The sequence below is a fragment of the Siccibacter turicensis LMG 23730 genome (assembly GCF_000463155.2).
Taxonomy (GTDB): Bacteria; Pseudomonadota; Gammaproteobacteria; order Enterobacterales; family Enterobacteriaceae; genus Siccibacter; species Siccibacter turicensis.
This window is the reverse complement of the sequence record NZ_AWFZ01000006.1, coordinates 32,513-56,725: the sequence shown is the minus strand read 5'-3', so window position 1 is coordinate 56,725 and position 24,213 is coordinate 32,513. Positions and strand designations below refer to the sequence as shown.

Genomic DNA, 24,213 nt, shown 5'->3' with positions numbered 1-24,213 from the left:
TATAGAGTGTCGGCTTCGCCACTGCGTGCTAAACCGGAGGAGCCATGCGGGAAAAACTACGAACCCCTGAAGGGAAGAAATTCCTTATCTGCCTGCTGATTGTTTTTATTATTGCGGCGAGCGTTATCTCTAAGGTGACGTTTGGCGGGGTGGAGGATCAGTACAATCTGCCGATGGCGTCATGGCCGCTGTCGCTGTTTATCATGCAGGGCGCCTGGACCTTCATCTACACCATCATGTTTACCATTCTCGGGGCGCTGCCGTTCGGCTTCTATTTCCTTGCCCCGAAAGATGGCCGCGGCTAGCCAATACAACAGCGCCCGCAGCATTGTGCGGGCGCGAACGGTTCTGGGGGCGAAACGCGCTTAGCGCGAGACAATAAGATGAATGCCGAATCCGGCAAACAGCACGCCCGCTACGCCATCAATCCACTTCGCAAGACGCTGATAGCCGCGACGCATTTTCGGCAGCGCAAACAGGCTCGCCACCAGGCTAAACCAGGCTAGCGTTTCCAGCGCGATCAGCACGAAAATACCCCAGCGCTCGGCGCTACCAACGTTATCGCCGACGAAAAGTGAAAACACGCTTCCAAAATAGATAATGGCTTTTGGGTTCGCCAGGTTGGTCAGCAGCCCTTTAATAAAGCTGCGGCCGCCGTGGGCCAGCTCAACCGCTGGGGTAGCGGTAGTCGGTTCGCCCTTTTTCAGCGCGCCACGCAGCATCTGGTAGCCCATCCAGCACAGGTATAACCCGCCGCCGACCATAATAATGGTGTGCAGCCACGCCATTTTCTCCAGAATCAGATGCAGGCCCAGCAGCGCCACGCCCGCCCAGATCATCACCCCGCCGGTAATGCCCAGCACGCCCATCATCGCCTCTTTACGCGAACGGCTCACCGCGGTCTGCGAGACGAAAAAGAAATCAGGGCCGGGGCTCAGCAGCGCCACGAGGTGCACCATCGCGACCGTCAGAAAAAGCATCAACATAACCGTTACTCACGCATAAAGGATTCAGGGGAGATTATCCTGCCACGTTGCGGCAGGGGTAGCGACTACTCGTCTTCGCCGTCGGCATGGCTGCGGATGCAGGCCAGGAACTCGCGTCCGAAGCGCTCCAGCTTGCGGGTACCCACGCCGTTGATGCCCAGCATTTCACCCGGCGAGAGCGGCATCTGTTCGGCCATCTCGATCAGGGTCGCGTCGTTAAACACCACGTACGGCGGAATATTCTCTTCATCGGCAATGGCTTTACGCAGCTTGCGCAGCCTGGCGAACAGCTTGCGGTCGTAGTTGCCGCCGTACGATTTCTGCGCCACGCGCGGCTTAAGCGCCACGACGCGCGGTACCGCCAGCATCAGCGGCGCTTCACCGCGCAGGAACGGACGTGCGGCTTCGGTAAGCTGCAGGGCAGAGTGCGCCGCGATGTTTTGGGTGACGACACCGAGATGAATCAGTTGGCGGATCACGCTCACCCAGTGTTCGGTGGTCTGATCGCGCCCGACGCCGTAGATGTTGAGCTTGTCGTGGCCCAGATCGCGGATGCGCTGATTGTTAGCGCCGCGCAGCACTTCCACCACATAGCCCATGCCGAACCGCTGCCCGACACGATAGATGCAGGAGAGCGCTTTTTGCGCATCCACCAGCCCGTCGTAGCGGCGCGGGGGATCGAGGCAGACGTCGCAGTTGCCGCACGGGGCCTGACGCCCTTCGCCAAAGTAGTTGAGCAGCACCAGACGACGGCAGGTTTGCGCTTCGGCAAACGCGCCCATCGCATTGAGCTTATGACGCTCAATATCCTGAAGCGGGCCGGGCTGCTTCTCTTCCAGGCATTTACGCAACCAGGCCATATCCGCCGGATCGTAAAACAGCATGGCTTCCGCCGGCAGGCCGTCGCGCCCGGCGCGTCCGGTTTCCTGATAGTAGGATTCAATATTACGCGGGATATCAAAGTGCGCGACAAACCGCACGTTAGGCTTGTTGATGCCCATCCCAAATGCCACGGTGGCGACCACGATTTGCAGATCGTCGCGCTGGAATTTTTCCTGCACCTCGGCACGCACCTGATGCTCCAGCCCGGCATGATACGCACCGGCGCTAATGCCTTTGCTTTGCAGGCGGGCGGCGGTGTCTTCCACCTTCGCGCGGCTGTTGCAGTAGATGATTCCCGACTTGCCGCGCTGCTCCTGGACGTAGCGCATCAGCTGATCGAGCGGCTTGAACTTCTCCATCAGCATGTAGCGAATGTTCGGACGATCAAAGCTGCTTATCTGAATCAGCGGGTCGTGCAGACCCAGCAGACGCACGATATCAAGCCGCGTGGTGTCGTCGGCGGTCGCGGTCAGGGCGATAAACGGGACGTTCGGCAGACGCTGGCGCAGCTGGCCAAGCGCGGCATACTCCGGGCGGAAATCGTGGCCCCACTGGGAAATACAGTGCGCTTCATCCACGGCAACCATCGCCAGCGGCCAGTGGCTGAGCTGGTCGATGAAGTTGTCCATCATTAACCGCTCAGGGGCGATATAGAGCAAGCGCACCTGGCCGGTACGGCAGCCGGTCAGCACTTCAAGCTGCTGGTCGCGGCTTTGGGTGGAGTTGAGGCAGGCCGCCGCCACGCCGTTGGCGAGCAGCTGATCCACCTGGTCTTTCATCAGCGAGATAAGCGGCGAAACGACAACCGTCAGACCCTCTTTGACCAGCGCCGGAATTTGATAGCACAGCGACTTGCCGCCGCCGGTGGGCATCACCACCAGACAGTCGCGCCCGTCGAGCACCGTATTGATGATGGTTTCCTGGCCTGGGCGAAACTGCTGGTAGCCGAAGGTTTCCTGCAAAACCTGTCGAGCCAGCGATTCCTGATTCATAACTTCCGCCTGCGCCACGCGTACCCCATTTACCTTAAAAATAAAACAGGCGCTATTTTCAGCGCCTGCGTCAGAAACTGCAATGCTTTAGAACAGATCGTTAAGCATAACGCCGACACCGACCCGTGTCTGGTTAAAGTTGTAATCGATTAACGATTCACCATAACCGCTGTAAACCTGGCCGTACAGACGCATGTGACGCGTGACCGGATAGCTCAGCCCCACTTCCGCACCGCCGTAGCCGGTGTTCCAGTTGTACTGGCCTTTGGCGCTGAGGATGGCCTCGCCGATCTGATAGCCCACTTTCAGCTGGTAGTAACCCATATATTTCGTGATGTCCGGGTTATCGTCAGTGCTGCCCACCACGTACCACGGCTTCACTTCCACCAGCCAGTTGCCGTTCTGCGCCATCAGACGCGTATAGAGACGGTTCCAGCTGCGGGAGGTCGGGTCTGAACGACCGTTGGAGTCGTGGTTGTAACCAAACTCCACGTCGCGCAGCGTCCAGCCGGCAAGGCGGTAATCGGTGGCAAAACCGAGGAACAGCTGCGGTTCATAGTTGGTTTCGCGGAACGGGGAGGACTCGCCGCTGTTGGAGAGCTGCCACCAGGATTTCTGGGTATAAGACGCGCCCAGCACCGAGTTTGGTCCCATGATGCCGCGCCAGAAAGGGAACGCCAGGCTCAGCTGGAATTTCACTTCATCCTTACGGGCGTTATCAGACCAGTCATAAGAGCCGATGGCTTCTTTATTCAGATCGTCGGTGACGGTATAGAGCAGGTAGTTGCTTTCATACGGATAAAGCGTGAAAGGGTTATCGTGCTCCTGTAATAAGTTAGCGATGATACTGCCGCGTACTGCGGGCGCATCGTGCACTTCTTTAACGGTGGCTTCCTGCGCCAGTGCAGCACAAGGCAACAGCAACGCTGCCATTACAAAACCCAGAAACGAGCGCATCTGAATGTTCTCCCGAACGATTGAGTGACGTGGTGATTATTGATTGCGAGCTATTCTACATTTTTCCGGCATATCTGCCCGGTTATCGTTTCTTAAAGTGGAAAGCAACAAATCATAATCATAAAATCCACATCACATTAACTAATTCCGTTTGTTGGTTTAAGGAAGCACCATGTCTACCCTCCTCACCGCCGATCAGGCTTTACAGCTGGTTGGTGAAATCTTCGTCTATCACATGCCGTTTAACCGGGCGCTTGGCCTGGAGCTGGAGCGCTACGAGCCGACCTTCGCGCAGCTTGCCTTCAGCAACCAGCCGATGATGGTCGGTAACTGGGCGCAGAGCATTCTCCACGGAGGCGTTATCGCTTCCGCGCTGGATGTGGCGGCCGGGCTGGTCTGCGTCGGCAGCACACTGACGCGGCACGACAGCATTACCGAAGAGGAGCTGCGCCAGCGTCTGTCGAAGATGGGAACCATCGATCTGCGCGTCGATTATCTGCGCCCCGGACGCGGCACGCGTTTTATCGCCTCCAGCACCCTGCTGCGCGCCGGCAATAAAGTCTCCGTAGCACGCGTGGAGCTGCACAACGAGGAAGAGCGCCATATCGCCAGTGCCACCGCAACCTACATGGTGGGGTAGGTAGGGTAACGCGCCGGGGAGTGATAAGATGCTGACACTTTTTTACAACGAGTCGTTTTCATGGATCCTAAGCAGACGCGGCAGGGTGTGTTACTCGCCCTTGCCGCTTATTTTATTTGGGGCATCGCGCCAGCCTACTTCAAGCTGATTCACTACGTTCCGGCAGATGAAATCCTGACCCACCGCGTGATCTGGTCCTTCTTCTTTATGGTGGCGCTGATCGCTATCACTCGCCAGTGGGGGCAGATCAAACGCCTGTGTCAGACGCCGAAGAAGATTTTTGCGCTGGCGCTGAGCGCGGTGCTGGTTGGCGGTAACTGGCTGCTGTTTATCTGGTCGGTGAACAACCACCATATGCTGGAGGCCAGCCTCGGCTATTTCATTAATCCGCTGGTGAATATCCTGCTGGGGATGCTCTTCCTTGGCGAACGCTTCCGCCGTATGCAGTGGGTGGCCGTTGTACTCGCCGCCACCGGCGTGCTGGTACAGCTCTGGACCTTTGGCTCGCTGCCGGTTATCGCGCTGGGACTGGCGTTCAGCTTTGCGTTTTACGGCCTGGTGCGTAAGAAAATCGCGGTTGAAGCACAGGTGGGCATGCTGTTCGAAACGCTGTGGCTGCTGCCGGTGGCGGCGTTTTATCTGTTCTTCTACGCCGACAGCCCGACCAGCCATATGGGGCAGAACCCGATGTCGCTGAATCTGCTGCTGATCGCCGCCGGGGTCGTGACCACCATTCCGCTGCTGTGCTTTACCGGCGCCGCAACGCGGCTGCGTCTCTCCACGCTGGGGTTCTTCCAGTATATCGGCCCGACCCTGATGTTCCTGCTGGCGGTGCTGTTCTACGATGAAATTCCGGGCGCGGACAAAATGGTCACCTTCGCCTTTATCTGGGTGGCGCTGGCGGTATTCGTCATGGATGCACTCTACACGCAGCGCAGAACGCGTATCAGATAAGCGTCGAATCCGGGCGGGAGCCTATCTCTCGCCTTTTCTTTCACCCTGCCTCCCTGTATTGACCTGTACAAAATAACGCCTAAAATGTAACTACAGAAATGTAGTTACAAGGACGTTTCGTGGACTATCACTACTGGATTGATGGCAGCGAGTTTGAATGGGATGAGGACAAAGCAGAGGTCAATTTACGCAAGCATGGTGTCTCGTTTGAACTGGCCTGCGAAGTATTCTTTGATCGAAACGCACTCTCCATCGCGGATAACAGCCAGGCCTATGCTGAGGACAGATTTCTTACGCTGGGAATGGCGGGCGGGTGCGTTGTACTACTCGTAGTCAGTACCGATCGTGACCGCAGGATCAGGCTAATTTCCGCCCGTAAAGCGACGAACCGCGAAACCCAAAGGTATTTTCGAAGATGAGTAAAAAAGCGCAGATAACAACGCTTCTTGCGATGAAAGAAGACGACATTGATAAGAGCGATATTCCCGAGCTTCCTGACGACGCCTGGAACGATGCCGCGCGTGGCGCGTTTTACCGCCCGCGTAAGCTACAGAAAACCGTGCGTCTTGATGCAGACGTGGTGCAGTGGCTCGAAAAAGACGGGCCGGGATATCAAACCCGTCTGAATAACATTTTGCGTGAAGCCATGAACCGGGCGCTTAAGCGCCGATAAAAAAGGGAGCATTCGCTCCCTTTTTTCATAGCCAGTTGCGGCGCTTAAAGTAGAGATACGGCGCAAGCCCGGCGAGGATCATAAAGATAATCGCGCCAGGGTAGCCGAAGCTCCACTTTAGCTCAGGCATAAACTCGAAGTTCATCCCGTAGCTGGATGCCACAAGCGTTGGCGGCAGGAACACCACCGACACCACCGAGAAGATCTTGATAATGCGGTTCTGCTCAATGTTGATAAAGCCCATCGCCGCCTGCATCAGGAAGTTCACCTTCTGGAACAGCGATTCGTTGTGCGGCAGCAGGGACTCGATATCGCGCAGGATCTCGCGCGCCTGCTCAAGCTGCCCGCCCGGAATACGCGCTTTACGCACCAGGAAATTCAGGGCGCGCTGGGTATCCATCAGACACAGACGCACTTTCCAGCCCACGTCCTCCAGTTCGGCAAGGGTGGAGAGCGCTTCGTCGTACTCGTCGCCCTGATGCCCTTCCATGATGACGCGGCTCAGCTTTTCCAGATCGCTGTAGATATTTTCGATCTCATCCGCCAGCTGTTCGATTTTGGTTTCGAACAGGTCAAGCAGCAGCTCATAGGCGTTGCCGTCCATCATCTCCTGACTGCGGGCACGCATACGGTACAGGCGAAACGCCGGCAGTTCGCGCTCGCGCAGGGTGTAGAGACGCCCTTCACGAATGGTAAAGGCCACGGTTGAGTTACCGGAGTGCCCCTCCGCATCTTCGAAGAAGAAGAAGGAGTGAATATGCAAACCGTCTTCGTCTTCAAAGAAACGCGCCGAGGCTTCGATGTCTTCCAGTTCCGGACGGGTCGCGAGGTTCTGGCCCAGCTCGGTTTGAACGTAGTGACGCTCGCTGTCGTCCGGCTCGACCAGATCGACCCATACCGAGGCGGCGAGAAGCTGTTTCTCATCAGACTCAAGGCGAGAAAGACGTTTGTTTTCCAGTTGATATGCGCTCAGCATGACCGGGACTCCCAATGCAAAAAAATTATCGGACAGTTCGGTGGGCACACAGAAACGAAAGGTTTCAGACCATTGACAGTCTGACTCAGCGCGACGAGAGGGGAATACAGGTCGCTGACAACCACTAAGGCCATCAGCGCGAGGAGATAGCCTTAGGAGTTGTTCCTGGATGACAGGTTGAGCCAGTATCTACTGGGTGTGTCCAAGGCGAATGTCCTCTTAGCGTAATCGTGCGCGCATGTTACGCCAGCGAAAAACCAGCGTCAACACGCAACGGGGGCGCCAAAGAATAATAAATGCCCGTGATAGATACAGGGTAGCAGACGGGCAGGAAATTATGTGAATTTACGATGACTTACACGGTTTCGAGCTTCGCATAAGCGGCTACCAGCCACTTAATTCCCTGCCCCTGGAAGGCCACCTGCAACCGGCTGTGTTCGCCGCTGCCCTCGAGGTTCACCACCGTGCCTTCCCCGAATTTAGGATGGCGAACGCGCTGCCCGAGCTTGTAGCCGGAGTCGTTCTGGGCGATGGGTGCACCCATCTGCTTATGGCTCACCGGACGGCTGATGCTGGCGCGTAAACGCACCTCTTCCACGCAGTTTTCCGGCAGTTCACCGATAAAGCGCGACGGGCGATGATAGGCCTCTTTGCCGTACAGCCGACGGGTTTCCGCATAGGTCAGCGTCAGCTTCTGCATGGCGCGGGTGACGCCGACATACGCGAGGCGACGCTCCTCCTCAAGACGGCCGCCCTCATCGAGCGCCATCTGGCTCGGGAACATCCCCTCTTCCATACCGACGATGAATACCTGCGGGAACTCCAGCCCCTTCGCCGAGTGCATAGTCATCAGCTGTACCGCATCCTGCCAGGTATCTGCCTGCCCTTCCCCTGCTTCCAGCGCGGCATGCGAGAGAAACGCCTGCAGCGGCATCAGATCTTCGTCTTCGTCGTTGTAGCTGAACTGGCGCGTCGCCGTCACCAGCTCCTCTAAGTTTTCGATACGGGTCTGGCCCTTCTCGCCCTTCTCCTGCTCGTACATCTGGCGCAGGCCGGAATCTTTGATCACCCGGTCGGTCTGGACGTGCAGCGGCATATCGGCGGTTTCATGGGCCAGCGCGTCGATAAGCTCAAGGAAACGCTGAAGCGCGCTGGCGGCGCGTCCGGCGAGGGCTTTCTCCTGTAACAGCTCGCGGCAGGCCTGCCACAGAGTGAGCTGCCGATCGCGGGCGGTCTGGCGCACCACGTCCAGCGTCCGGTCGCCGATGCCGCGCGTCGGGGTATTCACCACGCGCTCAAACGCCGCATCGTCGTTGCGGTTCGCAATCAGACGCAGATACGAGAGCGCATCTTTAATTTCCTGACGTTCGAAGAAGCGCATCCCGCCGTAAATGCGGTACGGCATGCTGGCCTGCAGCAACGCTTCTTCCAGCACACGTGACTGGGCGTTACTGCGGTAGAGAATGGCGCACTGGCTCAGGGCACCGCCGTTTTCCTGCCAGCTTTTTATGCGGTTCACCACGAAGCGCGCTTCGTCGAGCTCGTTGAAGGCGCAGTAGAGCGAAATCGGTTCGCCGTCGCTGCCGTCGGTCCACAGCTCTTTCCCCAGACGCCCGGTGTTGTTGGCGATCAGGGCGTTAGCCGCGTTAAGGATGTTGTTGGTCGAGCGATAGTTCTGCTCAAGACGGATGGTTTCCGCCCCCGGAAAATCGTTCAGGAAGCGCTGGATGTTTTCCACCTGCGCGCCGCGCCAGCCGTAGATCGACTGGTCATCGTCACCGACGATCATCACCTTACCGGTATCCCCCGCCAGCAGGCGGATCCACGCGTACTGAATGCTGTTGGTGTCCTGAAACTCATCCACCAGAATATTGGTAAAGCGCTCACGGTAGTGGTTCAGGATATGCGGCTTGTTGAGCCACAGTTCGTGGGCGCGCAGCAGCAGCTCGGCAAAATCCACCAGCCCGGCGCGATCGCAGGCCTCCTGGTAAGCCTGATAAACTTTCTGCCAGGTCTGCTCCACCGGGTTGCCGTAGCTCTGGATATGGTGCGGGCGCAGGCCCTCATCTTTCTTACCGTTGATAAACCACATCGCCTGACGCGGCGGCCACTGCTTCTCGTCAAGGTTCAGGGCTTTAATCAGGCGCTTGAGCAGGCGCAGCTGGTCTTCGCTGTCGAGGATCTGGAAATCCTGCGGCAGCCCGGCGTCCATATGGTGTGCGCGCAGCAGCCGGTGCGCCAGGCCGTGGAAGGTACCGACCCACATGCCGCCCTGGGTGGTGCCCATCAGCTGGCCGATACGGTGGCGCATTTCCGCCGCCGCTTTGTTGGTAAAGGTCACGGCCATGATGGAGTAAGGCGAGCAGTTCTCAACGCTCATCAGCCAGGCGATGCGGTGCACCAGCACACGCGTCTTACCGCTGCCCGCGCCGGCCAGCACCAGCATATTGGTGCGCGCCGCCGCTACGGCTTCTCGCTGTTTATCGTTAAGGCTGTCGAGCAGGTAAGAAACGTCCATTGGCACCGCCGCTGATGAATACTGGTATTTTATACAGAACTGCTGGTGATTATATCAGCGTCGTGAGGGATGCCAACCGCGTAATTTCCAGATGCGGCAGTAAACGGCTGTCCCTGACGTGCATCAGGTCGTCGTCGCGCAGGTTAATCCAGCAGGCCTGAAGGCCATGACGCACTGCGCCAGCCACATCGGTGGTCAGGTCGTCGCCGACGTGCAGGATCTCCCCAGGTGCGACGCCGAGCTTTTGCGCGGCCAGGTCATACATGTCGCCGAAGGGCTTCGCACGCCCGTGCGGGCCGGCGCGCAGCACAAACGTAAAGTAGTCGCCGAGGCCAAAGAGATGCGGGTCGGCGTTTCCGTTGGTGATGGCCACCAGCGGCCACTTCTCGGCAAGCGCGGCGAGGGTGTCGTGGGTTTCCTGCGGGACATCAATCATGCTGCGCCACTTCGCGAAGTGTTCCATCGCGGCCTGCGCGCCGGCGGCGGCGGCCTCCGGGCTTAAGCCGACGTTCAGCATGGCGCGCTCAACGGCGCGGCGTCGCCACTCGGTCACATCGTGATAGATCTCCGGCTCCGCCTCGCGCAGCGCCTGACGCAAGCGGTGATACTCCGCGGCTTCAAACTGGCTCAGATCCGGATGGTAGCTGCGCATAAACGCCAGCGACTCCTGCTCGGTGCGCAAAATCACCGGGCGGTTGTCATAGAGCGTGTCGTCGAGATCGAACGTGATGGCTGAAATGGGCCCTAACGGGCGATAAAAACGCATTACTTTTTCCCCCGTTTTGCGCGTGGATGCGCCGCGTCGTACACCGTAGCAAGGTGTTGAAAGTCGAGATGGGTATAGATTTGGGTGGTTGAGAGATTGGCATGCCCCAGCAGCTCCTGCACCGCGCGCAGATCGCCGCTGGATTCAAGCATATGGGTGGCAAAGGAGTGGCGCAGCTTGTGGGGATGCACATGGCTGTTCAGCCCCTGCCTGATGCCCCACTCCGCAAAGCGCTTCTGCACGTTGCGGGTCGAGATCCGCTTGCCCTGATTCGAGAGAAACAGCGCGTCGTCATCCGGGCCAAACAGCTCGCGCAGATCGAGCCAGTGCTCCACCCACTCCACCGCGCTACGGCCAATCGGCAGACGCCGCTCTTTGCTGCCTTTCCCCATTACCCAGGCTTCGCCGCTGGCGAGATCGAGGTGCCCGCAGTCCAGATTGACCAGCTCGGAGAGACGCAGCCCGGCGCCGTACATCACTTCCATCATCGCCCGGTCGCGCACCGCCAGCGGATCGTTCAGGTCGATCCCCAGCAGACGGTTCATATCATCGACATCAATATTTTTCGGCAGATGCCGCCCCGCTTTCGGGGTCGGAATGCCCTTCGCCGGATTGGCGTTCAGCTCGCCCTGAGCAACCAGCCAGTCGAAGAAGCTGCGCAGGGCCGACATCCGCAGCGCCAGACTGGCGGCGCCAAGCCCGGCACGACGGCTGCGCACGGCCAGACTGCGTACCGCGGCGGCATCGCACTGTTCCCAGCGCACCAGCTTCATTTCGGTAAGGAGGGTGATGATGACATCCAGCTGACGCCGGTAGTTGAGCAGGGTTAAGGGGCTAAGCTGGCGCTCGACCTTCAGGTAACGCAGAAAGCGCGCGACGGCCTCATGCAGCGGTGCGTCGCTCATACCCGCTCGACCCAACGCTCCAGCAGCCCCGGCAACAGCATCGCCACTTCCTGAAGCAGCTGGGTGCCCTGGTCCGGGTAGTAGTGCTGCGGATCGCGGCTGGTAAAGATGATGAGGCCCAGCGACTCATCGCCGCCCAGTACCGACATGGCCACCGATCCGATGGCTTTCGCCTGCGGGAGCACCAGCAGCAGCTCGGGGCCGTTTAACGTACCGAGGTAGTGCTGCGCGTCGCCCATGCGCTGAATCCGCAGCGGTTCAAACGCCGTGCGGTTGAGCGCCAGATCGGTAAACCCGGACGGCGCACCAATGCGCCATTTATCGCTGAACAGGCGCACGCTGGCTCCGGCCAGCCCCATATCGCGCGCCCAGCGGTGCAGGCGGTTGAGCATATCGTGTAGGCTGGAGGCGGCGGCAAGCTGGCCTTGCAGCGTCAGCACCAGCGAGAACAGATTCTCGTTGGCCTGGGCTTGTTCCATCAGCAGAGACATGTTTTCGCGTAGCCGATCGATATGGTTGCGCGAGCGCGCCATATGCCACTCCACCAGCGACACGCTGCCGCGTACCGGATGGGGAACGCGCATCTGTTCAACCAGCGCGGCGTTGCGGATAAAGAAGTCGGGGTGACGCATCAGATACTCCACCACGTCCCGATCGTCGAGCTCCGTAACGTGCTGCTGCTGTTCCCCGGTATTCTTCATAGGTGTATAAATCCGTCATAAACGTGGGTGGCTGGCCCGGTCATAAACAGCGGCTCTCCGGGCCCTTTCCAGGCAATATTGAGACGTCCGCCGGGCAAATCGACCCGCACCTGCTCCGCCAGTAACCCCTGCTGGATCCCGACGGCAACCGCGGCGCAGGCACCGCTGCCGCATGCCTGCGTCTCACCGGCCCCGCGTTCGAATACGCGCAGCCGGATATGTTCTTTGTTCACTACCTGCATAAAGCCGATGTTCGCGCGCTCGGGAAAGCGCTCGTGGCTTTCGAGCACCGGGCCGAGGGTTTCCACCGCCGCGGTGTCTACGTTATCGACCTGCAAAACGCAGTGCGGGTTCCCCATGGACACCACGCCGCACAGTATGGTGTGCTCGGCGGCGCGCATGATGTAGGTTTTTTCCGCTTTGTTAGCGCGAAACGGCACCTTCAGCGGATCGAACACCGGTTCGCCCATGTTGACGCGCACCAGCTCGTCTTCGCTGACGCTCAACACCATGCGCCCGTTGGCGGTGCTGACGCGGATATCGCGCTTGTTGGTCAGGCCTTTTAAGCGCACGAAGCGGGCAAAACAGCGCGCGCCGTTGCCGCACTGCGCCACTTCGCTGCCGTCGGCGTTGAAGATGCGGTAATGGAAGTCGAGATCGGGATCGTAGGGCGGTTCCACCACCAGCAGCTGATCGAACCCGACGCCCAGATGGCGGTCGGCGAGACGGCGAATGAGTTCAGGTGAAAAGAAGATATTCTGCGTTACCGCGTCCACGACCATAAAGTCGTTACCCAGGCCATGCATTTTAGCGAATTGCATCATGTGCTCCGTACCGCGGCATTAACAACGTTGAACTCAGTAAATCACCTGCGTGGGCTTGTCGCCCTGACCGCGATCGTTGCGTACCGGGGTCGTATCCTGGGTATTACCTGCGGCGGGACGTGCGTCCGGCGCGGCGTTCTTATCAGCGGGCGGGAAATAGAGCGGGCCTTTCAGACCGCAGCCAGCAAGTGTGAATAACGCCAGCACAACCGCCAGCGGACGGAAAAGTTGTTTCATTATGGGATGCCTGTAGTCCATGCGTTCTGCTTTCTATCATCGCAGGTGAACCCTGAAAAGCAAGAGTTTGCCTTTCGCGTCGTCGCTTAACAACCGGTTCGTTGCCGCTGGGCGTGGTTTCTATTCGTTTTTAGACCTTTTATACTTGCCGCCATCACCTATAACAGGAAGCAGACATGAACGACAGTGAATTTCACCGCCTCGCCGACAGCCTGTGGCTGACCATCGAAGAACAGCTGGACGACTGGGACGGCGATAGCGATATCGACTGCGAAATCAACGGCGGCGTGCTGACGCTGAGCTTCGAAAACGGCACCAAAATCATCATTAACCGTCAGGAACCGCTGCACCAGGTGTGGCTGGCGGCAAAGCACGGTGGCTACCACTTCTCGCTGAAGGGCGACGACTGGGTATGCGATCGCAGCGGTGAAAACTTCTGGGATGTGCTGGAGAATGCCGCCAGCCAGCAGGCTGGCGAACCGGTCAGCTTCCGCTGATTACGACTGATACTGCTCAAGCAGCGGTGCAGCGTCGTCGTCCTGACCGACCGGCGCTGCCATACTCAGGCTCTGATTGCGGAACGGGATCACCTGCTGACGCCCGTCGACGTTCACAATCTGATAGAACTGCGGCAGGTTGAAGTTGATAAAGCTTGAGCCGTAGGTAAAGCGGTCGTGCGAGGAGGAGTAGAACCGGCTGACGTCGCGCACCAGCTCCTCTTTGCTGCCTTCGCAATGATGGTAGGCTTCCGCACGGTTGCTCTCATCCAGAATGTAGATGTTAAAGCCCCGCTCGTCTTTCGTCGGTTCGAAGAAGAACTGAATGATCCCTTCGCTGGCATACCCGTCCACCACCGACGGCAGCTGCACGTGGTTGGTTTCCACCTGCACCGACAGGCCATGCAGCTTGTTATGCGAAATCGCACCGTAGAACTCAATGGCGTTTTCCAGCTTCTGCACCGAGACGTTAAGACGCTCGAAGAACAGACCCCAGGTTTGCCCCGCCACGCGCAGCGCTTTGAAACGGCCCGGCTCCAGTCGCGTGCTGGAGAGACGCAGCTCGATACACTCGGAGACCAGCTGCTGCACGCGGGTACGGATCAGTCCGCGCAGATGCTGGCTGTAGCAAAAGACTTCGACGTTGTCCGGCGGTGCGGCATCCTGATGCATTTTCCCGAGAATGGTTTTCAGCGCTTCGATCATCGCCTGCTCGCCGTTGAAGTGCAGGGTACGCACTTCATTCCACGAGTTGCGGTAGAGCAGATCGATGCTGCCCACCAGGCAGGTGTGCTCTTCGCCAAAGCTGAATACGTCCAGCTTACGGAAATCAAAGTGTACGACCTGATTGCGGAACGCCGCGGTCGGGTCGTACTCCAGGTTAACGATAATGGCCAGGTGGCGAATTTCGCACGGGCTATAGAGTGCCTTCGGCGTAGGAGCCGGCAGACGCAGCGGGAAGTGGTGCGACACGTCGGCTACCATCTCCTGCAGCTTCGGCAGGTCGACGATGCCGTTACCCTTGATAAACAGGTGGGTGCGGGACGTCAGCAGGCCGTTAAACCAGGCCCAGGCCACCAGCTTATTCAGGTAACGGTTATATTCCAGCGGTTGATGGCTGATGATCGAGTCCATGCTCGGCGCACGGTTATAGACGTACCAGCCGCTACGGTTGGCACGACCCGGCGGAACGTGGATAAACGTCAGGTTTGGCTCGGAGAGATCCGGCGAGATCTGCGGGTTAACCAGCGTCACTTTCCCCGGCAGCGCTTCAAACGCGGCATAGAGTTTACGGGTCAGCACGCCAATATCCTGCGGACTGGCGGAGACGCTCAGATTATTACGGCGCGCAAAGCGGATCAGGTTGCGATAGCTCTGCATCATCGCATCCAGCAGTTCGTTATGCGCTTCGCGCACCCGATCGATTTTCCAGTTCGCCCGGTTGTCCAGCATCGCCAGACGCTCGTCGTCCCAGTTCCACTCTTTCACCAGGCTGCTTAAAATTTCACGACGCCAGCCGACGCAGGCGCGTTCGCGGCTCAGCTTCTCGCACACTTTTAAATAGAAGCAACGACGCACCAGATCCAGACGCGTCATGTCATCTATCTGCGTCAGGTAGTGGGTGACGCGCTCCAGCATCATGCAGTAGGGGTCGAGACCGAAGCAAACGATCTCGCCGTTGTGCAGGCGCTGCTTAATATCTTTCGCCAGCAGGCGGGTGTTGGGGTATTCCCAGGAGTAGGCTTCCAGCAGCAGCGTTTTGAGCACCGCTTTATACGGCGAGTCGATGCTTTTATAGAGCTGCCACAGGCTGGCGCCGAAGTACTCTTCGGCGGAGAGCGAGCTCAGGCCACCGAGATCCAGCCACTCGTTCGGGGTGAGCACGCCCTGGGCGTAGAGCGACATAACGTAGTCGTCGTAGTGGTCTTCTTCTTCGTCCGGCACCATATTCCACAGAATACGCTTCCCGGCCAGACGCACCGCGGTGCGGTAAAACTCATCCAGCAGCAGTATGTGCTGGGTCGAGCCGCAGTCTTCGCCGCCGAGGCTGCCGCTTTCATTATGGCGGAAACGGTTTTCGTCAATCAGGAAGAAGCTGACTTCCACGCCGAGGGAGGCCGCCCAGCTCTCAAGCAGGCTGCATTTACGCTGTAACAGCAGGCGTTCGTCGTTATCGAGCCACGACTGGTGGCAGACCCAGATATCGAGATCCGAAGAGCAGCTCTGGCCTACGGACGAGGTGCTGCCCATGGTGTAGACACCGGTAATCGGCAGCTCGCCTTTCGGCGATATCTGCGTGGGAATGCCGTCGCGGATCTCGAGTTCGTTGAGGTAGTGCTGTTGGTTTTCATCAGGCGTGTAGAGGCAGATGCCAGCGGGAACGTCACCTTCAAGGTAACCCGGCATCAGAGGGTGGTGATAGTGCAATAATGTCGGCAGCAGACTGTAGACCTGTTGAAACGCAGGCCCCATGGCAGCAAGCGCGCGATCCACGCGCAGTTGATTTATGGCATCCAGTCTCTGCTTCAGTGTCTCAATATAGAGGTACAAGACGTATCGCCTGATGGTTAAGCCCCGTTGTGCGGCGGGCGGTGTGCAACCCGCGTCACGCTGGAGTTTTACTATTCGGTAAAAGACCGCCTCTCAGCTTGTCGCTTGGATAATTATAGTATGGCAGGCTGACATTTGGCTCAAAACGTGATCAATTTAACACCTTGCTGGTTGACCGTAAAGAAAGATGCGCTAGCTCACGGTCTGTTCAACGCGCCTGCAGAAGGTAAGCGTTGATCTGCTCAGGTATTTACCCGCTCCGGCGTGAAAACTGACAGGGTTTCACTAACAATGTTAGGATGGTCAGTGGACGATAACGACGGTAACAAGCATGTTAGACAAAGTAATTCGAATTGCCACCCGACAAAGCCCGCTGGCACTCTGGCAGGCGCATTATGTCAAGCAACGCCTGATGGACAGCCATCCAGGGCTTAACGTCGAGTTGGTTCCCATGGTGACAAAAGGTGATGTCATTCTCGACACACCGCTTGCTAAGGTAGGCGGCAAGGGTTTGTTTGTCAAAGAGCTGGAAATGGCCCTGCTTGAAGACCGCGCCGACATCGCTGTTCACTCCATGAAAGACGTGCCGGTCGAATTTCCCGACGGGCTCGGCCTCGTGACCATTTGCGAGCGCGAAGATCCACGTGATGCCTTTGTATCCAACCGCTATGACAGCCTGGATGCGCTGCCGCCGGGTAGCGTGGTGGGCACCTCCAGCCTGCGTCGCCAGTGCCAGATAGCCGCCCGCCGTCCCGACCTGGTCATCCGCTCGCTGCGCGGTAACGTCGGCACCCGTCTGAGTAAGCTCGATAACGGCGATTATGACGCCATCATCCTCGCGGTAGCCGGTCTGAAACGACTCGGACTGGAGGCGCGTATCCGCATGGCGCTGCCGGCAGAGATCTCGCTGCCCGCCGTGGGCCAGGGTGCGGTCGGCATTGAGTGCCGCCTTAATGATGAACGGACGCGCGCCCTGCTCGCACCGCTGAACGACCTGGAAACGGCGATACGCGTGCGCGCTGAGCGAGCCATGAATACCCGTCTTGAAGGCGGATGCCAGGTGCCGATCGGCAGCTATGCCGAACTGGTGAATGGCGAGCTGTGGCTGCGGGCGCTGGTTGGCGCACCGGACGGGTCAGAAATCATTCGCGGTGAGCGCCGTGGTAAGCCCGAAGCCGCCGAGGCACTCGGGGTATCGCTGGCGGAAGAGCTGCTCGAAAACGGCGCGCGGGAGATTCTCGCCGACGTCTATAACGGAGAAGGCCCGGCATGAGCATCCTGGTCACCCGTCCCTCCCCCGATGGCGAAGCGTTAGTCAGCCGTCTGCGCACGCAGGGCAAGGTGGCCTGGAGCTTTCCGCTGATCGAATTCGCGCCGGGTAACGACCTGCCGCAGCTTCCTGCCTTATTCGATACCCTGCAACCGGACGACATGGTGTTTATGGTCTCGCGCCATGCCGTGCAGTATGCCCATGCCGCGCTACAGCGTGCGGGCCGCGACTGGCCTGCCTCGCTGCGCTATTTCGCGATTGGCCGCTCGACCGCGCTGGCGCTGCATCAGGTCAGTGGCAGGCAGGTAAGTTATCCGCACGGGCGGGAAATCAGCGAAGTCTTGCTACAATTACCTGAATTACAAAATATTATTGGCACCAGGGCGTTGATACTGCGCGGCAACGGCGGGCGCGAACTGATCGGGGAAACCCTGACCGCGCGCGGTGCCAGCGTGACGTTTTGTGAATGTTATCAACGCTGTGAAAAAGTTTATGATGGCGCTCAGGAAGCCCATCGCTGGCAGGCACGCGGAGTGGATACTCTGGTGATGACCAGCGGTGAGATGCTGCACCAGCTTTTCAATCTGGTGCCTGAGTGGTATCGCACTCGCTGGCTATTACACTGCAAAGTGATAGTTGTCAGCGAGCGGCTGGCAGACCTCGCCCGGGAGTTGGGCTGGCAAGATATTCAGGTCGCCGATAACGCCGACAACGACGCGCTGCTGCGCGCGCTACTCTAAATCTCATAACGGGAAGCCATAATGACGGAACAACAGAATATCTCCGCCGTGGATGAAGAAACCAGGGACACCGCCGACACCCCGCGTGCTCCTGAGCCTCAGCCGGCAAAAACCGGTCGAACCGGTCTGGTACTGAGCGTCATCGCCATTGCGATTGCGCTGGCGGCGGGTGCGGGATTGTATACCTGGGGTAAGCAACAGGCCTCCACACAGCGCGCGACCAATGACGAACTAGTAAATCAGCTGACCGCCCTGCAAAAAGAGCAGGCGTCGCAGAAAGCGGACTTTGAGAAGCTGCTCAGCCAGCAGGCGAGCCAGCTTGAAGAAGCAAACCGCCAACAGACCGCGATGACGCGTCAGCTTGATGAAGTGCAGCAGAAAGTGGCTACCATCTCCGGTAGCGATGCGAAAGCGTGGCTGCTGGCCCAGGCCGATTTCCTGGTCAAACTGGCCGGCCGCAAGCTGTGGAGCGATCAGGATGTCACCACCGCGGCCGCGCTGCTGAAAAGCGCCGATGCGAGCCTGGCTGACATGAACGATCCCAGCCTTATTACCGCCCGCCGCGCGATTACCGAGGATATCGCCAGCCTCTCTACCGTGGCGCAGGTGGACTATGACGGCATCATTCTGAAAGTGAATCAGCTCTCCAACCAGATTGATAACCTGCGTCTGGCGGACAACAACAGCGACAGCTCACCGATGGACGCCGACAGCAGCGAGCTCTCCAGCTCTCTGAGCGAGTGGCGCGTCAACCTGGTTAAAAGCTGGCATAACTTTATGGACAGCTTCATTACTATCCGCCGTCGCGACGATACCGACGTGCCGCTGCTGGCACCGAATCAGGACGTCTACCTGCGGGAAAACATCCGTTCCCGTCTGCTGGTTGCCGCGCAGGCGGTGCCGCGTCATCAGGAAGAAACCTACAAACAGGCGCTGGATAACGTCTCTACGTGGGTACGCGCCTATTACGATACCGACGACGCCTCCACCAAAGCCTTCCTTGAGGAGCTGGACAACCTGAGTCAGCAAAATATCCGCATGGATGTGCCGGATGAACTGCAGAGCCAGCCGATCCTCGACAAGCTGATGCAGAATCGCGTGCGCAACCTGCTGGCGCAGCCGTCAACCCAGGCCGAAGCGCCGGCCGCTGAAAAAGCGGAAACGCCCGCCGCACCGGCGCAGGGAGAATAACGATGCTTAAAGTCTTATTGCTCTTCCTGCTGCTGATTGCCGGTATTGTGCTTGGCCCAATGATGGCCGGGCATCAGGGCTATGTCCTGATCCAGACCGATAACTACAACATCGAAACCAGCGTCACCGCGCTGGTCATCATCCTGCTGCTCTCGCTGGTGGTGCTGTTCGCGGTGGAATGGCTGCTACGCCGCCTGTTCCGTACCGGCGCGCATACCCGCGGCTGGTTCGTGGGCCGTAAACGCCGCCGCGCGCATAAGCAGACCAACCAGGCGCTGCTGAAGCTAGCAGAAGGCGATTATCAGCAGGTCGAGAAGCTGATGTCGCGCAACGCCGACCACGCCGAACAGCCTGTTGTGAACTACCTGCTTGCCGCCGAAGCGGCCCAGCAACGAGGGGATGAAATTCGCGCCAATCAGCATCTTGAGCGCGCCGCCGAGCTGGCTGAGAACGATCCCATCCCGGTGGAGATCACCCGCGTTCGTCTCCAGCTGGCCCGCAAGGAGTTTCATGCAGCGCGCCACGGCGTGGACCGTCTGCTGGAGATCTCACCGCGTCATCCGGAGGTGCTGCGTCTTGCCGAGCAGGCCTACATTCATACCGGTGCCTGGGGCTCGCTGCTGGACATCATTCCTTCTATGGAAAAAGCGCAGGTTGGCGATGAAGAGCATCGTATCGCCCTCCAGCGTCAGGCATGGATTGGCATGATGGATCAGGCGCGTGCCGATGGCGGCAGCGAAGGGCTGAATGCCTGGTGGAAAAACCAGAGCCGCAAAACGCGACACGAGCCGGCCCTGCAGGTGGCGATGGCTGAGCACCTGATCGAGTGCAACGACCATGATACCGCTCAGCAGATTATCCTCGACGGGCTGAAACGCCAGTATGACGAGCGGCTGGTGCTGTTGATGCCGCGTCTGCAGTCCAGCGAACCTGAGCTGCTGGAAAAATCGCTGCGCCAGCAGATCCGCACCCTGGGCGACCGTCCGCTGCTGTGGAGCACCCTGGGCCAACTGCGTATGAAGCGTGGCGAATGGCAGGAAGCGGCGCTCGCCTTCCGTGCGGCCCTTAAACAGCGTCCGGACGCCTTCGATTACGCCTGGCTGGCAGACACGCTTGACCGCCTGCATCAGCCGGAAGAGGCGGCCACCATGCGGCGAGACGGACTACTGCTGACGTTGCAAAACAACACCCCGCAATAACATCACAACCCCTCTTCGGAGGGGTTTTTTATTTCTGTGCGCTTACTTTTTTGACGCTTACATCGGTAAGTGACCGGGGTGAGTGAGCGGAGCCAACACAGCTAGCGCGTGAAAGATCGTCCACTCGTCTGCGCGTTAGATTTCGCGTGCTGGCAAGGCGGCAAGTAAGCGAATCCCCGGGAGCTTACATCGGTAAGTGACCGGGGTGAGTGAGCGCAGCCAACACAGCCAGCGCGTGAAAGATAACGTGCAGAAAAAAAGGCCTGCCCGGAGGGCAGACCTTAAACAGATCTAAGACAACTTTTGTGGTGCTTCACTCAACGTTATGTCCATGGTGTTTGATGAGACTGCTATTGCAGCGACATCTGTCGGTGGACGATAAGCACCGTAAACGGCTCTGCGTCATTCCTGGGTTTATGAAGCCTTGCGGCGAGCATAAGAAGTGGAATGAGCATCTACACGTTAATTATTGCACGGATCGTGCCAGTTTTGTAGATCACTAAATCAGGCAGGGTATTTGTTTTCATTTTCAGGGCGTTAGCTGCCGACATTTCGGCGTGTGCCGCTGCGTAAAAGCGGTGCGGCCGCTTCGCCTGGCTGTCGCCTGGTGACGACACTTAAACGACTCTGTAATTTTATGCTTTTAAATCATCAATTTATATGTCTCTTTATTGAGACAAATGAAACGGCAGCTGTCGTTGATGTGTGACAATGGTGATTTTCAGGGCGAACGCCCTAAGAAAAGTGCTGCTGAAAGAGTGAGTTACAAAACGCAGGAATGCAGAAAACAAAAAACCCCGCCGAAGCGGGGTTCAAAATTGGTCGGCGAGAGAGGATTCGAACCTCCGACCCACTGGTCCCAAACCAGTTGCGCTACCAAGCTGCGCTACTCGCCGATGTACTGCTTTTTGAATTTTTAGTTCAATTCAAGTTGTGGTGCGAAGAGAGGGACTTGAACCCTCACGTCCGTTAAGACACTAACACCTGAAGCTAGCGCGTCTACCAATTCCGCCACCTTCGCCTTCCACGAAACTCTTTAAATAATGGGGTGGCTAATGGGATTCGAACCCACGACAACTGGAATCACAATCCAGGGCTCTACCAACTGAGCTATAGCCACCACTGTATTCTTTCACGCGGTACTACGTAATTCTGTACCACCGCAGCTCAAGCGCCTGTCAAAATGGCGCGCCCGACAGGATTCGAACCTGAGACCTCTGCCTCCGGAGGGCAGCGCTCTATCCAGCTGAGCTACGGGCGCGTAGCGCCGTTGCGGAGGGGGATACTACGGGCTTCGTGCTCTGCTGTCTAGTGCTTTTTTGAAGAAAATGCGCGGTTGGTTATGCTTTGCGCATTTTGCTTCTTATCCATCCACTTTTGACGTAATTACATGGCGATGTAAACCAAATACCTTATACGCCATGCTGACGCCAGCCATAAAGATGACACCGACAATCAGCGACATACGCGTATCCTCGTTAAAGCCCATACCCACTAAAACGCAGACCAGGAAGGCCATCGTTAGCCAGTTGGCCCACGGGAACAAAATCGAGCGGAACGGATGCGACGCGATGGCCTCGCGATGCGCTTTGCGAAAACGCAGCTGGCTAATCAGGATCACAAACCACGGCACCATCCCGGGCAGCACGCTGGCGCTGTAGACGTAGACGAACACGCGCTGCGGATTTGGAATGATGTAGTTGAGGCAGGAGCCCACAAGCAGAATGACGATCGACAGCATCACGCCCGCGACCGGAATACCGTTGCGCGACACTTTCGCCATCACGGCAGGCAATTGGCGGTTTTTCGCCAGCGCGTAAAGCATGCGCCCGCAGCTGTACATGCCGCTGTTACAGCCCGAGAGCGCGGCGGTCAGTACCACAAAGTTGATGATCCCCGCCGCCGCCACGATACCGATTTTGGCAAAGGTCAGTACGAACGGGCTGCCGGTGGTGCCAATCTGGTTCCACGGGAACAGGGTCACGATGACAAAGATTGCGCCGACGTAGAAAATCAGGATGCGCCACAGCACCTTGCTGACCGCGCTGCGCAGCGTCACCTGCGGGTTCTTCGCTTCGCCGGCGGTTATGCCGATAAGCTCCACGCCCTGATAGGAGGCTACTACGATACAGAGCGCCGTCAGGAACCCTTTCCAGCCTCCGGCAAAGAAGCCGCCGTGCTCGGTCAAATTCCCCAGGCCGGTTGGCTGACCGCCAATCCCAAGACCGAAGAAGATAACCCCCAGCCCGATGATGATCATCACAATGATGGTGGTGACTTTGATCATCGCGAACCAGAACTCAATCTCGCCGTAAAGGCGTACCGCGGCCAGATTCGCCAGGGCTACCAGCCCGACGGCAAAAATTGCGGGTATCCACTGCGGCAGTTCGGGGAACCAGTACTGGGCGTAGACCCCAATGGCGGTGATCTCCGAGATGCCCACCGCCATCCACATAAACCAGTATGACCAGGCGGTGAGATAGCCGAAAAAGGGGTTCATGTAACGGTGCGCGTAAACGGCAAAGGATCCGGCGACCGGCTCAAGGAACAGCATTTCGCCCATCGAGCGCATGATAAAGAAGACAAACAGGCCGGCGATAATGTAAGCCAGCAGCACGGATGGCCCTGCCCACTTCAGGGTGCTCGCCGCCCCCATAAATAATCCCACACCGATGGTGCCGCCCAGCGCGATAAGTTCAATGTGACGCGCTTCCAGCCCACGCTGTAGCTCTGCTTTTTGTTCCGCCATAAATCCTCTGTTGTGTTTGCTGCTTGCTCCGGCTTGACCGGTTATTGTGATGATCGTTGCCCTGGTTGACTCGCAGCGCAGGCCGCGGCGTTGAGTAAACGCGCGTATTTCGCACAGCGCTACATTGAGTGTGCCGAATGGTTTCGCAAAACGAGGTAAATGGCAAATAAAGCATGATAAAAACAGGCTGGCGGTGCAAAAAAGCAGCAGATAGCAGGATAAGCAGCGCGGTGGGCGCGCGCTGCATAGGGTTTTGCGCTGATTACAGGCGCCCGGTGTAGTGCCAGGCAAGGTAGCGCAGCAGTTTCATCTGGCGCTTGATACGGCTCGGTTGAGACAGCAGGCGGTAAAGCCACTCCAGACCCAGGTTCTGCCACACTTTCGGAGCGCGCTTCACGTGGCCAGTGAAGACGTCGTAGGTTCCGCCCACGCCCATATAGAGCGCATTAGGGTGGACGTGTCTACAGTCGCGCATCAGGATCTCCTGTCGCGGCGATCCCATTGCGACCGTGACAATCTGCGCCCCGCTGTCGCGGATACGCGTAAACAGCGCCTCGCGCGCGTCTGCCTGGAAATACCCATCCTGGGTGCCGACAACGTTGACGTTCCACTGCCGACGCAGCTTGTCGACGGTTTCTGCCAGCACGTCAGGCTTGCCGCCGACCAGAAACACCGGCGTGCCCTCTTTTCCGGCCCGCGCCATCAGCGCCTCCCACAGATCGGCCCCCGCCACGCGCGACACCTGCGCCTCAGGGTTTTTCTTACGGATAGAGCGCACCACGCTGATGCCATCGGCGTATCTGAACTCCGCGGCTTCAATCAGGGCGCGCACCTGCGCATCGTTTTCCACCGCGAGCATTTTTTCCGCGTTGATAGCAATCAGCGTCCCGCTTCTGAGCGTCCCGCCAGAGTAGAGGTAATCAAGCGCATGCTGCATATTGCGCCAGCCGAGTAGATCAAGGCCGCGCAGCGCGTACACCGGCGCAGTAACCTCGTGTGTCATGAT

The 24,213-nt window shown here is 58.3% G+C and carries 24 protein-coding genes and 4 tRNA genes; 10 read left to right on the top strand and 18 right to left on the bottom strand.

From position 1 onward, the window contains the following. Positions 1–44 precede the first annotated feature (44 nt). On the top strand, positions 45–305 hold the full coding sequence (locus DW58_RS01050; protein ID WP_024551062.1) for a DUF2534 family protein: 261 nt from the start codon (positions 45–47) through the stop codon (positions 303–305). 60 nt (positions 306–365) lie between these two features. On the opposite strand, the gene rhtC is transcribed toward DW58_RS01050, so the two are convergent. The 3 genes from rhtC to pldA form a co-directional block, all read right to left on the bottom strand. Then, positions 366–986: a threonine export protein RhtC gene (gene rhtC / locus DW58_RS01045; RefSeq protein ID WP_024551063.1), complete on the bottom strand. Its 621-nt coding sequence runs from the start codon at positions 984–986 to the stop codon at positions 366–368. 65 nt (positions 987–1,051) lie between these two features. After that, positions 1,052–2,878 carry an ATP-dependent DNA helicase RecQ gene (gene recQ, locus DW58_RS01040; RefSeq protein WP_024551064.1) on the bottom strand — a complete coding sequence of 609 codons (1,827 nt, stop codon included), beginning with the start codon at positions 2,876–2,878 and terminating at the stop codon, positions 1,052–1,054. A gap of 69 nt (positions 2,879–2,947) precedes the next feature. Beyond that, on the bottom strand, positions 2,948–3,817 hold the full coding sequence (pldA, locus tag DW58_RS01035; protein WP_024551065.1) for a phospholipase A: 870 nt from the start codon (positions 3,815–3,817) through the stop codon (positions 2,948–2,950). Between the two features lie 172 nt (positions 3,818–3,989). Here pldA and DW58_RS01030 point away from each other — a divergent pair, with 172 nt between their 5' ends. The 4 genes from DW58_RS01030 to DW58_RS01015 all read left to right on the top strand — a co-directional run bounded on the left by DW58_RS01030 (position 3,990) and on the right by DW58_RS01015 (position 6,084). Next, positions 3,990–4,457, top strand: coding sequence for a thioesterase family protein (locus DW58_RS01030; protein ID WP_024551066.1), 468 nt, complete (start codon positions 3,990–3,992; stop codon positions 4,455–4,457). A gap of 60 nt (positions 4,458–4,517) precedes the next feature. Beyond that, complete coding sequence (gene rarD, locus DW58_RS01025; protein WP_024562636.1) at positions 4,518–5,411, top strand: EamA family transporter RarD; 894 nt, start codon at positions 4,518–4,520, stop codon at positions 5,409–5,411. Positions 5,412–5,530: 119 nt separating this feature from the next. Further along, positions 5,531–5,830, top strand: coding sequence for a BrnT family toxin (locus tag DW58_RS01020; protein ID WP_235047744.1), 300 nt, complete (start codon positions 5,531–5,533; stop codon positions 5,828–5,830). Then, positions 5,827–6,084 carry a BrnA antitoxin family protein gene (locus DW58_RS01015; protein ID WP_024548475.1) on the top strand — a complete coding sequence of 86 codons (258 nt, stop codon included), beginning with the start codon at positions 5,827–5,829 and terminating at the stop codon, positions 6,082–6,084. The genes DW58_RS01020 and DW58_RS01015 overlap by 4 nt, the downstream gene beginning before the upstream one ends. Before the next feature lie 25 nt (positions 6,085–6,109). Here the strand turns inward: DW58_RS01015 and corA are convergent, their stop codons facing one another. The 8 genes from corA to lptM all read right to left on the bottom strand — a co-directional run bounded on the left by corA (position 6,110) and on the right by lptM (position 13,011). Then, the gene (corA, locus tag DW58_RS01010; RefSeq protein ID WP_024548474.1) at positions 6,110–7,060 is read right to left on the bottom strand and encodes a magnesium/cobalt transporter CorA; all 951 of its coding nucleotides are present in this window, start codon (positions 7,058–7,060) and stop codon (positions 6,110–6,112) included. A gap of 152 nt (positions 7,061–7,212) precedes the next feature. Further along, on the bottom strand, positions 7,213–7,266 hold the full coding sequence (ysgD, locus tag DW58_RS21265) for a YsgD/CorL family protein (protein WP_219927035.1): 54 nt from the start codon (positions 7,264–7,266) through the stop codon (positions 7,213–7,215). A gap of 149 nt (positions 7,267–7,415) precedes the next feature. Beyond that, the gene (uvrD, locus tag DW58_RS01005) at positions 7,416–9,578 is read right to left on the bottom strand and encodes a DNA helicase II (protein WP_024548473.1); all 2,163 of its coding nucleotides are present in this window, start codon (positions 9,576–9,578) and stop codon (positions 7,416–7,418) included. Positions 9,579–9,627: 49 nt separating this feature from the next. Next, positions 9,628–10,344: a 5-amino-6-(5-phospho-D-ribitylamino)uracil phosphatase YigB gene (gene yigB / locus DW58_RS01000; RefSeq protein ID WP_024548472.1), complete on the bottom strand. Its 717-nt coding sequence runs from the start codon at positions 10,342–10,344 to the stop codon at positions 9,628–9,630. Continuing rightward, positions 10,344–11,249, bottom strand: coding sequence for a tyrosine recombinase XerC (xerC, locus tag DW58_RS00995; protein WP_024548471.1), 906 nt, complete (start codon positions 11,247–11,249; stop codon positions 10,344–10,346). Before xerC ends, yigB begins: the two co-directional genes overlap by 1 nt. Beyond that, positions 11,246–11,950: a DUF484 domain-containing protein gene (locus DW58_RS00990; RefSeq protein WP_024548470.1), complete on the bottom strand. Its 705-nt coding sequence runs from the start codon at positions 11,948–11,950 to the stop codon at positions 11,246–11,248. The genes xerC and DW58_RS00990 overlap by 4 nt, the downstream gene beginning before the upstream one ends. Continuing rightward, a complete protein-coding gene (gene dapF, locus DW58_RS00985) occupies positions 11,947–12,771 on the bottom strand; it encodes a diaminopimelate epimerase (RefSeq protein WP_024548469.1) in 825 nt (274 codons plus the stop codon). Before dapF ends, DW58_RS00990 begins: the two co-directional genes overlap by 4 nt. A 36-nt stretch (positions 12,772–12,807) precedes the next feature. Then, positions 12,808–13,011, bottom strand: coding sequence for an LPS translocon maturation chaperone LptM (gene lptM, locus DW58_RS00980; RefSeq protein WP_024548468.1), 204 nt, complete (start codon positions 13,009–13,011; stop codon positions 12,808–12,810). A gap of 176 nt (positions 13,012–13,187) precedes the next feature. Here lptM and cyaY point away from each other — a divergent pair, with 176 nt between their 5' ends. After that, a complete protein-coding gene (cyaY, locus tag DW58_RS00975) occupies positions 13,188–13,508 on the top strand; it encodes an iron donor protein CyaY (protein ID WP_024548467.1) in 321 nt (106 codons plus the stop codon). On the opposite strand, the gene cyaA is transcribed toward cyaY, so the two are convergent. Beyond that, positions 13,509–16,058, bottom strand: coding sequence for a class I adenylate cyclase (gene cyaA / locus DW58_RS00970; RefSeq protein ID WP_024548466.1), 2,550 nt, complete (start codon positions 16,056–16,058; stop codon positions 13,509–13,511). A gap of 331 nt (positions 16,059–16,389) precedes the next feature. Here cyaA and hemC point away from each other — a divergent pair, with 331 nt between their 5' ends. Genes hemC through hemY form a run of 4 tightly spaced genes read left to right on the top strand, consistent with a single transcriptional unit; the run spans position 16,390 to position 20,458 of the window. Next, positions 16,390–17,331, top strand: coding sequence for a hydroxymethylbilane synthase (hemC, locus tag DW58_RS00965; protein WP_029696348.1), 942 nt, complete (start codon positions 16,390–16,392; stop codon positions 17,329–17,331). Next, a complete protein-coding gene (gene hemD, locus DW58_RS00960) occupies positions 17,328–18,068 on the top strand; it encodes a uroporphyrinogen-III synthase (protein ID WP_024548464.1) in 741 nt (246 codons plus the stop codon). The genes hemC and hemD overlap by 4 nt, the downstream gene beginning before the upstream one ends. Positions 18,069–18,089: 21 nt before the next feature. Next, positions 18,090–19,259, top strand: coding sequence for a uroporphyrinogen-III C-methyltransferase (gene hemX / locus DW58_RS00955; RefSeq protein WP_024548463.1), 1,170 nt, complete (start codon positions 18,090–18,092; stop codon positions 19,257–19,259). A gap of 2 nt (positions 19,260–19,261) precedes the next feature. After that, positions 19,262–20,458 carry a protoheme IX biogenesis protein HemY gene (gene hemY / locus DW58_RS00950; RefSeq protein ID WP_024548462.1) on the top strand — a complete coding sequence of 399 codons (1,197 nt, stop codon included), beginning with the start codon at positions 19,262–19,264 and terminating at the stop codon, positions 20,456–20,458. 819 nt (positions 20,459–21,277) lie between these two features. Here the strand turns inward: hemY and DW58_RS00945 are convergent. The 6 genes from DW58_RS00945 to wecG form a co-directional block, all read right to left on the bottom strand. Beyond that, positions 21,278–21,354, bottom strand: a tRNA-Pro gene (locus DW58_RS00945). Positions 21,355–21,392: 38 nt separating this feature from the next. After that, positions 21,393–21,479, bottom strand: a tRNA-Leu gene (locus DW58_RS00940). Between the two features lie 23 nt (positions 21,480–21,502). Next, positions 21,503–21,578, bottom strand: a tRNA-His gene (locus DW58_RS00935). A 64-nt stretch (positions 21,579–21,642) separates the two neighbouring features. Continuing rightward, positions 21,643–21,719: transfer RNA gene (locus tag DW58_RS00930), tRNA-Arg, on the bottom strand. Positions 21,720–21,821: 102 nt separating this feature from the next. Next, positions 21,822–23,207, bottom strand: a complete 1,386-nt coding sequence (thrP, locus tag DW58_RS00925) for a bifunctional threonine/serine APC transporter ThrP (protein ID WP_024549449.1) — start codon at positions 23,205–23,207, stop codon at positions 21,822–21,824. A 262-nt stretch (positions 23,208–23,469) separates the two neighbouring features. After that, positions 23,470–24,210, bottom strand: coding sequence for a lipopolysaccharide N-acetylmannosaminouronosyltransferase (gene wecG, locus DW58_RS00920; RefSeq protein ID WP_024549448.1), 741 nt, complete (start codon positions 24,208–24,210; stop codon positions 23,470–23,472). Positions 24,211–24,213 lie beyond the last annotated feature (3 nt).

Coding starts and splice junctions, on each gene's coding strand:
- DW58_RS01050 (WP_024551062.1), top strand. CDS start 45: ATGCGGGAAAAACTACGAACCCCTGAAGGGAAGAAATTCCTTATCTGC.
- rhtC (WP_024551063.1), bottom strand. CDS start 986: ATGTTGATGCTTTTTCTGACGGTCGCGATGGTGCACCTCGTGGCGCTG.
- pldA (WP_024551065.1), bottom strand. CDS start 3,817: ATGCGCTCGTTTCTGGGTTTTGTAATGGCAGCGTTGCTGTTGCCTTGT.
- DW58_RS01030 (WP_024551066.1), top strand. CDS start 3,990: ATGTCTACCCTCCTCACCGCCGATCAGGCTTTACAGCTGGTTGGTGAA.
- rarD (WP_024562636.1), top strand. CDS start 4,518: ATGGATCCTAAGCAGACGCGGCAGGGTGTGTTACTCGCCCTTGCCGCT.
- DW58_RS01015 (WP_024548475.1), top strand. CDS start 5,827: ATGAGTAAAAAAGCGCAGATAACAACGCTTCTTGCGATGAAAGAAGAC.
- corA (WP_024548474.1), bottom strand. CDS start 7,060: ATGCTGAGCGCATATCAACTGGAAAACAAACGTCTTTCTCGCCTTGAG.
- uvrD (WP_024548473.1), bottom strand. CDS start 9,578: ATGGACGTTTCTTACCTGCTCGACAGCCTTAACGATAAACAGCGAGAA.
- yigB (WP_024548472.1), bottom strand. CDS start 10,344: ATGCGTTTTTATCGCCCGTTAGGGCCCATTTCAGCCATCACGTTCGAT.
- xerC (WP_024548471.1), bottom strand. CDS start 11,249: ATGAGCGACGCACCGCTGCATGAGGCCGTCGCGCGCTTTCTGCGTTAC.
- DW58_RS00990 (WP_024548470.1), bottom strand. CDS start 11,950: ATGAAGAATACCGGGGAACAGCAGCAGCACGTTACGGAGCTCGACGAT.
- dapF (WP_024548469.1), bottom strand. CDS start 12,771: ATGCAATTCGCTAAAATGCATGGCCTGGGTAACGACTTTATGGTCGTG.
- lptM (WP_024548468.1), bottom strand. CDS start 13,011: ATGAAACAACTTTTCCGTCCGCTGGCGGTTGTGCTGGCGTTATTCACA.
- cyaY (WP_024548467.1), top strand. CDS start 13,188: ATGAACGACAGTGAATTTCACCGCCTCGCCGACAGCCTGTGGCTGACC.
- hemC (WP_029696348.1), top strand. CDS start 16,390: ATGTTAGACAAAGTAATTCGAATTGCCACCCGACAAAGCCCGCTGGCA.
- hemD (WP_024548464.1), top strand. CDS start 17,328: ATGAGCATCCTGGTCACCCGTCCCTCCCCCGATGGCGAAGCGTTAGTC.
- hemX (WP_024548463.1), top strand. CDS start 18,090: ATGACGGAACAACAGAATATCTCCGCCGTGGATGAAGAAACCAGGGAC.
- hemY (WP_024548462.1), top strand. CDS start 19,262: ATGCTTAAAGTCTTATTGCTCTTCCTGCTGCTGATTGCCGGTATTGTG.
- thrP (WP_024549449.1), bottom strand. CDS start 23,207: ATGGCGGAACAAAAAGCAGAGCTACAGCGTGGGCTGGAAGCGCGTCAC.
- wecG (WP_024549448.1), bottom strand. CDS start 24,210: ATGACACACGAGGTTACTGCGCCGGTGTACGCGCTGCGCGGCCTTGAT.